The sequence below is a fragment of the Chitinophaga flava genome, assembly GCF_003308995.1.
Taxonomy (GTDB): Bacteria; Bacteroidota; Bacteroidia; order Chitinophagales; family Chitinophagaceae; genus Chitinophaga; species Chitinophaga flava.
The window spans coordinates 2,692,259-2,704,555 of the sequence record NZ_QFFJ01000002.1 but is presented as its reverse complement, the minus strand read 5'-3'; the positions used below and the strand labels follow the sequence as shown (position 1 = coordinate 2,704,555).

At 44.5% G+C, this 12,297-nt stretch carries 11 protein-coding genes; 7 read left to right on the top strand and 4 right to left on the bottom strand.

Going from position 1 to position 12,297, the window contains the following annotated elements; genetic code table 11:
* Positions 1-14: 14 nt before the first annotated feature.
* The 6 genes from DF182_RS32625 (at position 15) to DF182_RS26795 (ending at position 7,252) form a co-directional block, all read left to right on the top strand.
* A complete protein-coding gene (locus DF182_RS32625) occupies positions 15-419 on the top strand; it encodes an MFS transporter (RefSeq protein WP_211327219.1) in 405 nt (134 codons plus the stop codon).
* An 85-nt stretch (positions 420-504) separates the two neighbouring features.
* On the top strand, positions 505-933 hold the full coding sequence (locus tag DF182_RS32620) for an MFS transporter (protein ID WP_394337293.1): 429 nt from the start codon (positions 505-507) through the stop codon (positions 931-933).
* A 79-nt stretch (positions 934-1,012) separates the two neighbouring features.
* Entirely contained in the window at positions 1,013-1,615 is a 603-nt protein-coding gene (locus DF182_RS26810) for an RNA polymerase sigma-70 factor (RefSeq protein WP_113618833.1), read from the top strand.
* Positions 1,616-1,849: 234 nt separating this feature from the next.
* Complete coding sequence (locus DF182_RS26805) at positions 1,850-2,896, top strand: FecR family protein (protein WP_113618832.1); 1,047 nt, start codon at positions 1,850-1,852, stop codon at positions 2,894-2,896.
* A 209-nt stretch (positions 2,897-3,105) separates the two neighbouring features.
* Positions 3,106-6,468: a TonB-dependent receptor domain-containing protein gene (locus tag DF182_RS26800; RefSeq protein ID WP_113618831.1), complete on the top strand. Its 3,363-nt coding sequence runs from the start codon at positions 3,106-3,108 to the stop codon at positions 6,466-6,468.
* A gap of 34 nt (positions 6,469-6,502) precedes the next feature.
* Positions 6,503-7,252 carry a hypothetical protein gene (locus tag DF182_RS26795; protein ID WP_113618830.1) on the top strand — a complete coding sequence of 250 codons (750 nt, stop codon included), beginning with the start codon at positions 6,503-6,505 and terminating at the stop codon, positions 7,250-7,252.
* A gap of 108 nt (positions 7,253-7,360) precedes the next feature.
* Here DF182_RS26795 and DF182_RS26790 read toward each other — a convergent pair whose 3' ends face one another.
* The 3 genes from DF182_RS26790 to DF182_RS26780 form a co-directional block, all read right to left on the bottom strand.
* Entirely contained in the window at positions 7,361-8,257 is an 897-nt protein-coding gene (locus DF182_RS26790; RefSeq protein ID WP_113618829.1) for a 3-hydroxyacyl-CoA dehydrogenase, read from the bottom strand.
* Positions 8,258-8,286: 29 nt separating this feature from the next.
* Positions 8,287-10,236 carry an oleate hydratase gene (locus tag DF182_RS26785; protein WP_113618828.1) on the bottom strand — a complete coding sequence of 650 codons (1,950 nt, stop codon included), beginning with the start codon at positions 10,234-10,236 and terminating at the stop codon, positions 8,287-8,289.
* 97 nt (positions 10,237-10,333) lie between these two features.
* Complete coding sequence (locus DF182_RS26780) at positions 10,334-11,206, bottom strand: helix-turn-helix domain-containing protein (RefSeq protein WP_113618827.1); 873 nt, start codon at positions 11,204-11,206, stop codon at positions 10,334-10,336.
* A gap of 199 nt (positions 11,207-11,405) precedes the next feature.
* Between DF182_RS26780 and DF182_RS26775 the strand changes: the two genes are divergently transcribed.
* Positions 11,406-11,846, top strand: a complete 441-nt coding sequence (locus DF182_RS26775) for a hypothetical protein (protein WP_113618826.1) — start codon at positions 11,406-11,408, stop codon at positions 11,844-11,846.
* A gap of 10 nt (positions 11,847-11,856) precedes the next feature.
* On the opposite strand, the gene DF182_RS26770 is transcribed toward DF182_RS26775, so the two are convergent.
* Complete coding sequence (locus DF182_RS26770; RefSeq protein ID WP_113618825.1) at positions 11,857-12,282, bottom strand: hypothetical protein; 426 nt, start codon at positions 12,280-12,282, stop codon at positions 11,857-11,859.
* Between the last annotated feature and the right edge of the window lie 15 nt (positions 12,283-12,297).

Below are 12,297 nucleotides of genomic sequence, written 5' to 3'. Positions count from 1 at the left end.
CCAACGGAATTCAAATGGAACTGAGTAAGGAAATGACAGCTACCAGGGTGGAGAACAGCGCACCAGGCAAAGCCTACAAGTTGCCCGTATTGGTTATTTCACTGGCTACTTTTGTCATATTTTTTCAGGGATTGATGGTAGCCCCTTTGTTGCCCGTGCTATCAGAATATTTCAAGACAACGGTCAGGCATGTGAGTTTTATAGAACCATCATACCTGCTGGGCTATGGCCTTTTCACACTATTTTATGGTCCCCTGAGTGACAGGCTGGGAAGATTTAAGGTCATCATTTTATCCCTGCTGTTGTTTACCATTCTGACGCTAGCCACTACAATTGCTGATAACATCAACCAGTCCGAAGAATATCCTGGCATCCTTCCGCACCATCCTCTCACAGAAACGGGCCAGGTGGGGTTATAGTTATGTAATGTTCAACGGAATGTTTCACAGCGGGGTCTTCGCATGGTTAGGATATTTTTTCTATAAAAACTATGGATTGAATGAAATGCAGATCGGCCTGGCTTTATTCGGTTATGGTATTCCCGGGTTATTGCTGGGGCCTTTTCTGGGGAAGCTGGCTGACCGCTATGGCAGGAGCAGGATCATACCGCTGGGCATTTTCGTTGGGTCGTTAGCGGTACTGCTGCTTAGTCAGCAATTCAGCCTGGCAGCTTCGTGTTTGCTGGTTACTCTTTTATCACTCGGCTTTGATCTTTCGCATCCGTTGTTTGCAGCGATCATTACTACTTATAGTACTAACAAGGGCGCTGCAACAGGGCTCTTTGCCTTTTTCCTGTTCCTTGGATATGGACTTGGCAGTCTGGTATTGAGCCTGATCGTCAACATCGGGCTGGAAAAAGCCTTTGAGCTATATGGCATGTGTGCACTTATTGCAGGCGCGGTGGCGGTATTTGTTTTCAGAAAAGAGAGGTGACAAAAATACTGGTTACAAAAACTTAATATACCGGTAATATTTAAACAGGCAATTTTGCAGCGGTCATTTTTTGTTTCTGATGGATTATAAACAAGCGTCTGACAGGGAGTTGTGGGATTGTTGTCGAAAAGATGACATGCAGGCTTATAATGAGATATTCAGCAGGTATTATCCCCGCATGTACCATCTTGCACGCCGTTATGTCCAGGATGCTATGAGAGCCGAGGAGCTGTGCATGGATCAATTGTTTCATCTCTGGGTAAAACGGGAAGAAATCCATATTATCAGCAGCTTTTCCAGCTATCTGTTCCGCTCCATCCGGAACCGCGTTATCACTGAAATGCGCCGCAATCTGCCGGTGATGACCGGCCTGGATGAAATAGCAGAAAATATACAGCTGGATAGATCTTCTGACTACGGGCTTTTGTTGGAAGAAGCCGAACATACCTACCGCGAAGTCCTGAATAAGTTAAGTCCGCAGCGGCGGCAGGTATTTATGCTGAGCCGCGAAGAAAACCTGACCTATCCTGAAATTGCCCGGCGGATGAACCTTTCGGTAAACACCGTGGAAAACTATATGGTGGCTGCGCTGAACAGTCTGCGTAAAAACCTGCATGAAAAGGTTCCTTCCGCTATTATCCCTCTTTTACTACTCAGCGATTTTTCCTCCTCTTATTTATAACCAACTGTTTCGATTTTTTTCTGTTCTCCCAGCCCATAGCAGGGTTGCCTCTTCATGCCTATATATTACTTCTTAAAAAAATATTTCCATCCCATAGGTGGTACCTGTTTTATTTTCTCGTCTATGAATACAGAGGGATGTATAGAATCTTCTCCCAACAAATAAACACAAGGCTTCAGGAAACCGTAAGACCCGCCAGTATTCCGGCTTCCCGTCAACATAAATTATAATAACATGGAAGAAGCAACCAACGACCTGTTGCAAAAGTTCCTCGATGGTCGGTGTACCACACAGGAGCTGCAACAGGTAGCCAAACTACTGGAAACGGCAGACGGCCAGGCATTGCTGGATAAGCTTATGCAACAGCAGGAAACCACTACCTGGCAGCATCCTCCGGAAGAAAATCCGGTTATGCTGGAACATGTACAACAAAAACAACAGGAAATGCAACAGCGCATAGCTGCCTGGGAAACCAGCCAGCAGCCGTACATTCCACATAAGGACAAACGCTCGCCCTACTGGATCAAACCTTTCAGGTATGCTGCTGCCAGTATCGGGTTTATATTACTATCGGGGCTCGCTGCCTGGCAGCTCAGTAAAAAACGTATATCCACCCCAACGGCTATACGATATATAAAGATGGTCAATCCTACGGGGGCGCCTAAACGACATTTATTACCCGACAGTACCGTGGTATACCTCGCAGCAGGCAGTACCCTCACCTATCCCGTTACCTACCCGGAAACCGGCAGAGACATTGCCTTACAGGGAGAAGCATTTTTTGATGTAAAGCAGGATGCATCCCATCCCTTCCTCATCCGGACAGGCACCATGCTCACCCGCGTGCTGGGGACCTCTTTCAGGATAACTTCCTATGCAGAACAGGAACAGGAAGTAGTCGTAGCCACAGGTAAGGTCAGCATCAGCGCCGTGAAAAACGCCACCACTACAGAACTCGCGCTGTTAACACCTGGCCGCAAAATTACCTACCAGCCATCAACCGGGAAAGCCATACTGGGAAAAGCTGATATCAGCAGCATAGAACAGTGGAAGGCCGGCGACCTGCTTTTTGCCGATATGCCCATGGGTAAAGTGGCGGCTATGCTGGAACGCAGGTACGGCGTCAGCTTCCGTTTTGAAAATGCCGGCACCGCCGGACATGTGGTGAGTGGTACATTCCCCGCCACCATTTCTCTTGCGGAAGTACTGGATATGCTGGGTTTCGTCGGTAAATTCAGTTACCACCTTGCGGCAGACGGAAAAACATACACTATCAGATAAATATTTATAACTAAACCCAAACGCCTATGCACAGCAGAATTACATGATCTCCCTTAATGAAAAAAGGCGTCCCTCCGTCAGAGAGACACCCTGTATCTGCAAAGCCGTTCGATTTGACGGTCCAAACGGCTTTACAGCAAAACCGGGAATTCCCGGGATCTACCTATCAATTTCTTTCAGCAATTAATCAGTAAATCACTTACAATAATATGCAAAAAAATATATCCTCATCAGGATTATCAGCATTTATTCTCCGAACGGGAAAACATAACCGGCTTTCCCTGTTGGTCATTATCTTTCTGGTAATGCCGCTGCTGGCTATCTGTCAGCAGCTGGAAAATCAGAAGATCAACCTGCAGCTGTCTAACCGCAGCATAAAAGAAGCCCTTGCCGAAATACAGAAGCTGAGTAATTTCAAATTTGTTTACGGCAGCGCCATCAACCAGTACAGTTCTGTAAAAATATCCGTACATGCCGGGAGTATTACCGTAAAAGATGCTATAGAACAGGTACTCAAAAATACCAACCTGCGCTATACCCAGCGAAACAATCATGTGCTGATCGATGAAAAGCCCGCTGGTAGCACCCCTGCAAGCCGTCAGGAACAACGTAAACCCGGCCGTATTGCCGGTAAGGTGATCAATGACCGCGGCGAACCACTTATCGGCGCATCTGTGCGCATCGAAGGCGGTCAGGCTACACAATCCGCTACCGACGGCACTTACAGCCTGATGCTTCCTCCCGGCATCTACACTTTAGAGATCAGCTATATCTCTTTCCAGTCCCAGCGCATAACAGATGTTATCGTAAAAGAAAACAACAGTACCCCGTTGACTATCGCCATGAAAACCAAAACCAGTACGCTGGACCAGGTGGTGATAACATCAGGATATAAAAAGGCCAGCATCTCTGGCCTGCTGGCCAAACAAAAAAATGCCGCGGAATTATCAGATGGAATTTCTGCAGAACAGATAGCCCGCAGTCCGGATAACAACGCGGCCGATGCGTTATCCCGCATTACCGGGCTCACTACCGTCGATAAAAAGTACGTCGTTGTACGCGGGATGGGCGAACGCTGGAACGAAACTTCAGTTGATGGTATCACCCAACCCAGCACCGAACCAATAAAAAAATCCTTTTCTTTTGACCTGATTCCGGCCAGTCTCATTGATAACATCGTTGTGAGTAAAACACCTACTCCTGATATGAATGCCAATTTCGCGGGGGGATATGTACAGGTAAATACCCGTGACATCCCCGACCAGGATTTTCTGACAGTTTCGCTGGGCACTTCCTATAACGATCTCAGTACCTTCAGACAGCAGCTGGGACGCCAGTCCGGAAAATACGACTACCTGGGTTTCGACGATGGCCGCAGAAATCTTCCTGCGCGGGATCAATTGAAAACATACCTGGAGTTATCCAATGAGATAAAGGGCGAAGCCACCCAAAACCCTTATCTGTATGAACAATCCAGGCTATTCACTCATGACAACTTCACCACCTATTCCTCCACAGCACCACTGGGACTGAACATGAAAATTGCCGGTGGTAAAGTATTCCGCTTAGGTAAGTCTACCACCAACAAGTTTGGGATCATAGGTTCCCTCTCCTTCAGAAATACGCAGGAAAGAGAGCAGATTGACTTCATCAGCAGGGGCGGCTGGCAGAATGCACTGGGACTGAATCTGGAATCCAATCACCCCAACAGCCAATACCTGAACACCGGCAATACCTATAATACCAATACCACCTGGGGAAGCTTATTAAATATGGGGCTGCAGCTGGGCAAGAGCAAACTTGCCTTCCGTAATATCTACTCGCATATTTTCAACCAGGACTTCACTCAGGTGAAAGGATGGAGTAAAGACCAGTCGAGCATGTCGACCGATATCCCTGGGATTGAAGAGGTAAACAGACCGCTGTTCACCGACTTTATGCAAAATAAACTGGAAGGCCGGCACCAGGCAGGCAGATTCAAATTCGACTGGGGTATTGCACATACCGAAATCCGCAGGCACCAGAAAGATGTGACCTATCTGGGATATTCCAATATCAGCATAAACGACGAGGTGATTAATTTCCCTGCTACCAATACAAAAAACAGTACCGGCCGCTTCCCTTTCAGCCGTGGTAACTACGCCTACAGAGGGAAAGACTGGAACTGGAACATCGCTGTTACCTATCCATTCAAAATTCTCGGCGCAGAGCAGATGTTTAAAACAGGTTATTTCGGTGCAAAAAGAAATGGTGTGCAGGATTATTTTGAAGCGGGGTTGTACAACCTGCCGAATAATCTTTCCAGAGAATATCAATACCTTTCTCCCGCAGAACTGCAGGACCCAAAGAATTTCAACAAGGATGGATTCGCCTGGCTGCCGACGATCGGCGGCAACTCAAAGTATGAAGGTAATGTAAACCAACATGCACCCTTTGTTATGTTTGATAACCATGCCGGCCCATTCCGGCTTGTATGGGGTGTACGCGCTGAATATTATAAGTATGAAGAGATCGAGAATCCGAATGATGGCCGCTACGGGCCGCCAGATGCGCCTCTTCCTGAAGAAAAAAAGTGGCAGTATTTACCATCTGTCAACTTTACGTATAGCCCATGGCGTGATTTCAACTTCCGTTTAGCCTATGCCAAAACGGTATCAAGACCACAGTTCGCTGAAAGAAACAGGTTCTCCTATTATGATCCTATGTACTCTGCGTACATCTGGAATTCCCCGGTAGTGTCTTCTGTGACAAACGGCTACGATTTTAAGGCAGAATGGTATCCAGAACCCGGAGATGTGTTGTCTGCCGGCGTATACTACCGTGACATAGCTGACCCTATAGAAATGTACAACGCATTCACAGCCACCAACAAAAGTGAATTCTCTTTAAGGAATTCAAAGAGAGCGCAGGTATATGGATTTGAAGCCGATATTCAGAAAGGCCTCGGTTTTATCAATAGTGCCTTACGCAACTTCCGCTTCACGGGTAACCTGTCTTTGAACAACAGTATGGTAGACACTTACGGCACAACTACCATCGATGAAGATGGTAATGTATTGGAAAGGAATGCCGAAGGGAAGCCTGTTTCCAAGGAGATTGTATACCGCGATAACCGTCCCTTATACGGACAATCTCCTTACAGCTACAATATCGGACTCGCCTATATTACTGATCGCTGGGGCGTCAATCTGCTGTATAATAAAACCGGTAGAAAATATACATTGGTTGGCTCTAACCTGCGCTATTCAGAACTGCAGAACCCATACGGCAAAATGGACGCGCAATTCAGCTACAAATGCCTGAAAAACCGTGCACTCGATATCGTACTCAATATTTCCAACCTGCTGGATGAAACCATCCTGTACTTTAATAACGATGCCAGCTACGAATATGATGGGGAAGTAAAAAATGGTAACAATCAGATGGATCCCCGGTTAGACAATCCGATTTTCTATACCCGGCATCTCATACTGAAATCAGGTAAATCCAAAAACTACGACAAAGGCGATCAGGTCACGTATAAATCGCATACAGGCCGCCGCTTTACTTTGAGTTTAAATTATACCTTCTGAAAAAAGCAGTAAAATCTTCTATAAAATTAATAGTATGAAGCTATTCAGGCAACCTGCCATCATTATTGCCAGCATATTCCTGTTCTCCTGTTCCAAATCCCAGGAGGAGTTGTATCCTATAAATAATATCATCGACATCAATATCAACGGTTACATAGCGGAAGATTCACTGCAGTTTAAACTGGGTAACACCATCATTAAACCGAATCCTGATGCACAGTCCATCTATTTTACAGGCGCAGTAAATACCACCCGCCCCTCCAACGGGCCCACCACCTTCACCGTTTTAAACGGAAAAGGAGAAATGCTGCTGGAGAGAAAGATTGATGGAAGCTCCATCTCAAACGCCATTAAGTTTTACTATGACGGCATTTCCATTATAGACAAACTACCGGGCATTCCAAAGCCTTCTCCCGGCAATGTAGGCATCATTTTAAATTTTCCGGAAAGGAGGTACAGTAAGACGCCCATCAAGGATATAGCGGTGGAAGTTTCTGTGGCTAAAAGAGGCCAACCGACCATTAAAAAACTCTACCCTTTTAATGATGACGCCACTATTCTGATAGACATGAACATTCCGTCCGTTTATCAATCTATGGCATTCCGGGTGGTGAACGCACAAAATCCATCCGCTCCTTATGCGCCGGATGCGATGTCTTCTTCATTCACACTCTCTCCTCTTAAAGCAGACAAAGGCTATCTGATGCTCGTAAAAGAATATACAGATGCAGCCGGCACCTTCAGCGGGGCCACGGGAATTGAGCTAACACAATACATCCAGTAGTTACAAATGATATGCTAAAAACTTAGCGGGTGTAAGATTTGAGAAGAGATCTCAAATCGTACACCCGCTTGTTTAAAACCCTGCTCCACTATACGGAGATATCCTGATTTATTTTAAAAAATCTTTGTCCTGGTATGCAGGATTGGGATATGTATAAAAACCCGCTCCTGTGGCTACACCCAGCTTATTCTTGTCAATGAACTGTGCTTTCAGGTACTCAACCGTTTTCAATTTCAAAGGATCCTGTGTTTTTTCAGCGATCATTTTATTGATGTTGTAGGCTGTTGTGATACCTACAACATCAAGGATTGCGAAGGGGCCCATCGGTGCACCGGTTGCGATCATCCAGGTTTTGTCCACGGTTTCAGCATCAGTAACACCATTTACCAATAAATCGGTAGCTGCACTCAACAGCGGAACCAATAGTGAATTTAAAATATATCCGGGCTGCTCTTTATGGAGCGGTAAAGCGACCATACCGATGGCTGTTGCAAACTGCAATAAATCATCGAAGACGGCCTTATCTGTTCCAGCGTGCCCCATTACCTCGGCCGTATTTTGTTTCCAGATATTATTGGCGAAATGAAGCGCCGCGAATTTTTCCGGACGCCCTGTTGCTTCTGCAAACTGGCTCGGCAACAATGTAGAGGAGTTAGTTGCAAACACCGTTTTCGCGGGAGCTACCTTAGATAGCTTTTGGTAGAAATCGATCTTGATTTGCGGATTTTCCGGCACAGCTTCAATTAATAAGTCTGCATCTTTTACCGCTTCCGCAAGGTTGGAACTATAGTGAAGATGCTGATAAGCTGCATCCAATTGATCCTGTAAAGCACCTAGATCTCTTTTGAATGCTTCACTCATAGTCACGAATTTGGCTTTCGCTTTTTCCAAAACTTCGTCGTTAATATCGTACACGGTTACATCAAATCCGTGAAATGCGGCCTGAAAAGCTATCTGGTAGCCTAAAACACCGCTTCCCGCTATGGTAATATTTTTGAAATTCATAAGACATATAATTTTTTATCCCAAAACACTTAGCTCTTAAAGCTTGCAACCCATTCTTTAAACTTGCCGAACTGCTCTGCCAGGAAAGATTCTTTTTCTTCTTCATGAGGGTGTGCATCAGCACCTACCGGCAGAATATGTTCGAAATAGGTGCCTTTCAATACTCTCCGCAACAGGCCCTCTCCCAGGAACGGCTGATTGTCATTCAGTGTTTTGGTGGCTTTCAACAAGTGGCGGATATCATATTGTAACGGATTTATGTCCGGAACCTGCTTGTTCAGGTTCAGCAGTGTATACACCGCAACACGTGCAGAGCGTACAGAACTTTCCATCGTAAACACAACATCGTTATTCGTTTCTACAAACTGTCCGATCAAACCAAGGTTTTTGCATCCTTCAGGAACGATCCGCGGGCGGTCCCCTTTAGCTCTGGGCATAAACATTGATGTGATGTAAGGCATGTAAGCAGTACGTACGATGGTGTTTTCTACTACATTATCGATCTGTTCCACAATCCCCAAGTGGTAACACAATTCAGTAAGGATCTCGTTGCCAGTACAAGCCGGCATGGTTTTCTTAATGTAATTTCCTTCCTTATCCATAAACAGGGAGTAGACCCACAATACAAGAATGTCATCCGGTTGTGTCGGGAAGTGTGGCTGGCGGTTACAGGTGAAACTCATCAGCCAGTTGGAATCTGTTATGGTGATAATACCACCCGTAACGGTTTTGCCGGAATACGGATCGTTTACGGCGTATGTTTTTAGTTTTTCTACCAGGGCAGAAGGCCTGCAGGTCAAGGTTACAGACTCCCAGGATGACTTTTCGATATTGGAACAGAATTTTTCCGGTTTACCGAAAGCAGGAGATTTTGCCGCCAGGTTCTTCCACAATTTCCATCCCGCACTCTGGCCGCTGGTGCTGTTGTCCACTGCCAATACCGGTGCGGTGGTATTATTACCGTAAGATGTATCCTCGGTCATTGAACCCGTAGTGACGATCACATAGTCATCCGCTGTAACCGGAATAACAACTTCTTTTCCGTCTTCCTCTGTAATGATCCCTTTAACCACTTTGCCTTCAGCATTGATATGAATATCCAGGTCCTTTACCAGAGCGTTGAACCGGATCTTTACACCCTTTTCCTTCAACCATCTTCCCAAAGGAGTAACAAAAGAGTCATACTGATTATATTTCGGGAAAATAAGGGAAGAAAGATCGTGCAGACCATCGATGGCATGCAGAAAACGGTGCATATACAACTTGAACTCAAGCAAACTATGCCAGTTTTCGAAAGCGAACATCGTACGCCAGAAGGTCCAGAAGTTACTTTCAAGGAAACTTTTACCGAAATAATCTTCAATGGTGATATCATCCAGTTCTTCCTTCTTCTTGAGCAGCAGTTTTATCAGTGTCAGCTGATCCTTTTTGTTCAATCCAAATTTGCTGAAGTCCTTCACTTTCCCCTGCTCATGGATCAATCTCGCAATTGAATAGTTGGAATCGTTATCGTTTACAAGGCGGTATTCATCCAGCACGCTATAGGGAGGCGGCATTTCCAGGGCCGGAATATCCTGAAAGAGGTCCCAGAGATTTTCATAGGTGCAGTCCATTTCACGGCCTCCGCGGATAATGTATCCGTCTTTAGCGTTTCCGGCCCCATCCAGTGAACCACCGTCAATCTGCAGCTGCTCTATGAACGTAATGTTTTCCGGTGTAAAATGTCCGTCACGGATAAAGTAATAAGCAGTGGACAGTCCTGCAATACCGCTACCCACGATATACACCTTGCTGTCTTTATAGGATTTGGCCGGGATACCCTTATTGCGTTGGTAGTTCCCTATCTGGTCAGAAAAAGGCATTGACTTTTCAGGGGTGTTTCTCGGCGTCTCTTTGCTGGCATCCGGCTGGTGGTCAACTTTTCCGTAGATGTCGGAAGTTTGGATTACATTCTCGAATTTTGAAGTAAGGTTGTTCATACTCGAATCATTTTTGATTAACAATACAAAGTTAGAATTATACCTAAATTCGCTTATATCCCCAAATTCGCCAATCCTATACAGAAAGTCACTTTCGCTATAACGAATGGTGCTTTCTATACTCCTGAGGAGAAATGGAAACATATTTCTTAAAGAAGCGTCCAAAAGAGGAAGTAGAACTAAATCCCGTGTCTAACGCAATCTGGGATATCGTTTTCTCCGGATTGCCCAATAATACACATACCTCTTTAAGCAGGGTTTCATCTATAATTTCATGGGGAGTTTTGCCCGTTGTCTTCTTTACAATGCTGATCAGGTATTTGTTCGAAATAAATAACTTGTCGGCATAAAACTGTACGTCTTTATTATGCCAGGCATTTTCCTGTACAAGTTTTGTGAATTTGAAGAAGAGGTTGTTTGTTTCCTGGATATCTTCAGCCATCTCCCCTCTTTCATCATCAACAAGTGTGGCTATCTCAAGCAGAAGCTGAATCATAATGGTCCTGATGATATCCTCAATAAACCTGCCTTTCCGGCCCGTTTGCTGCCCGAGATAATTCAGCTGTGCAAATAATCGCAAGGAATGCTCCTTACCAGGCGAGATTACACTAAACGTCGAATTCCTGAACAAAGCTAATTGCTCAATAAAAAAAGGATTAGCAATATGCCTCAGCAAAAAGATTTTATCAAAGAAAAGAAGTTTCATCCTGAAATCCTTGCTGAAACGGACAATGCGGATAATAGTAGATGGCGCTGAGATTAGAAAGCTGTTCGCCCCTATATGATAGGTATGGTTGTCTATTTCGACCTCCATTTTTCCCGATGCACAAATGCAAAATGCATAAAAATCAATCCTGAAAGCCTTTTTAGGGAATTCGAAAATCGGATTCCCGGAAGAAATGTAGTACGGCTCATTACACTGTACTCCGTAAAATGATAAAGTTTCTTTCAGACTCTCGTATGCTTTCATTATATATAATTTATTTCCTCTTTATTGGTCAGGTTATGCCGGGCGTTTCTAATGCTGATGCGGCATTTGCTGCCTGTCAGCATTTAAAGGTATGACGGATTGCCAAATCTACAGGTTTTGTAAAGATTTCAGATGGATAAGGGTATTTCGCTTATTAGGTTAACCTGTAAAAATATAGGAAAGAAATCGAGGTGATATCATGAATGATTTATACAATAATTCTATTTATTCAGCTACTTTTACATTTCCAGGACTTATGAAATTTAATTTCTTCAAATCATCAAAGCCTGTAATACCTGTGTTTGAGGCATTACAGACATCACCACATAAAGATTTTTACTTTTATCGGAAAGCCCGGTGGTACTGGCTCAACAACGATATGATAACGATCATTGATAGCCACTCTCCCCGAATGATTACTCTTGATCCCTGGCCTCAGATGGTCTTCCTCGGCGCTACAGGAAGGTTGATGGTCAGTGAGTATATAAATTTTGTCGCTAGCAAGTATAAACAGAAGATTCCAGCCGATCTTGATGTCACGATCTTGTTAATGATAGACAAACTGGTTGCAGAAAAATTAATAAGTCTGTCAGCGGTACAAACAGAACCTGATCCTCAGCATAACCTCCCACTCAAATAATACAATAGTTTTACCAGATAACATCATCTGCATATTCCCTATCTATATAATCAGGGAATGATCTCACCTTTTGCATATAAAAAGTGAGAACGTTTAGTTCCCAAATTGCGGACTCTTCACACCATGGATCAGTTAATATTTGAATAACTACGGGGCCGGTTTGCCGAAGTTTGAAAATCCCGCTAATTTCTATGTCAAATGTTGCTCCTTGTTTCCAAATGGTTAACCCACTATCCCCTCCCATTGCCGCCCATTGTTCGCATTGACTAATAATGGCACACGTAGGGTTCCCGTAGAACCAATTAATAAAAGTTACCTCCCGGGTATTTATATGGAACAAGTAGCCGTTCTCATACAAACTGCCAATTAAACGTAGCTCACTTTCGGCATATTTTACAAACGCATCATCATTTTGTATTTTCCATAAGTCTGTCATAACACAAAAAAACCT

Excerpts from the sequence above, each read along its gene's own strand:
- DF182_RS32625 (WP_211327219.1), top strand. The coding sequence starts at position 15 with ATGGAACTGAGTAAGGAAATGACAGCTACCAGGGTGGAGAACAGCGCA.
- DF182_RS32620 (WP_394337293.1), top strand. The coding sequence starts at position 505 with ATGCAGATCGGCCTGGCTTTATTCGGTTATGGTATTCCCGGGTTATTG.
- DF182_RS26810 (WP_113618833.1), top strand. The coding sequence starts at position 1,013 with ATGGATTATAAACAAGCGTCTGACAGGGAGTTGTGGGATTGTTGTCGA.
- DF182_RS26805 (WP_113618832.1), top strand. The coding sequence starts at position 1,850 with ATGGAAGAAGCAACCAACGACCTGTTGCAAAAGTTCCTCGATGGTCGG.
- DF182_RS26800 (WP_113618831.1), top strand. The coding sequence starts at position 3,106 with ATGCAAAAAAATATATCCTCATCAGGATTATCAGCATTTATTCTCCGA.
- DF182_RS26795 (WP_113618830.1), top strand. The coding sequence starts at position 6,503 with ATGAAGCTATTCAGGCAACCTGCCATCATTATTGCCAGCATATTCCTG.
- DF182_RS26790 (WP_113618829.1), bottom strand. The coding sequence starts at position 8,257 with ATGAATTTCAAAAATATTACCATAGCGGGAAGCGGTGTTTTAGGCTAC.
- DF182_RS26785 (WP_113618828.1), bottom strand. The coding sequence starts at position 10,236 with ATGAACAACCTTACTTCAAAATTCGAGAATGTAATCCAAACTTCCGAC.
- DF182_RS26780 (WP_113618827.1), bottom strand. The coding sequence starts at position 11,206 with ATGAAAGCATACGAGAGTCTGAAAGAAACTTTATCATTTTACGGAGTA.
- DF182_RS26775 (WP_113618826.1), top strand. The coding sequence starts at position 11,406 with ATGAATGATTTATACAATAATTCTATTTATTCAGCTACTTTTACATTT.
- DF182_RS26770 (WP_113618825.1), bottom strand. The coding sequence starts at position 12,282 with ATGACAGACTTATGGAAAATACAAAATGATGATGCGTTTGTAAAATAT.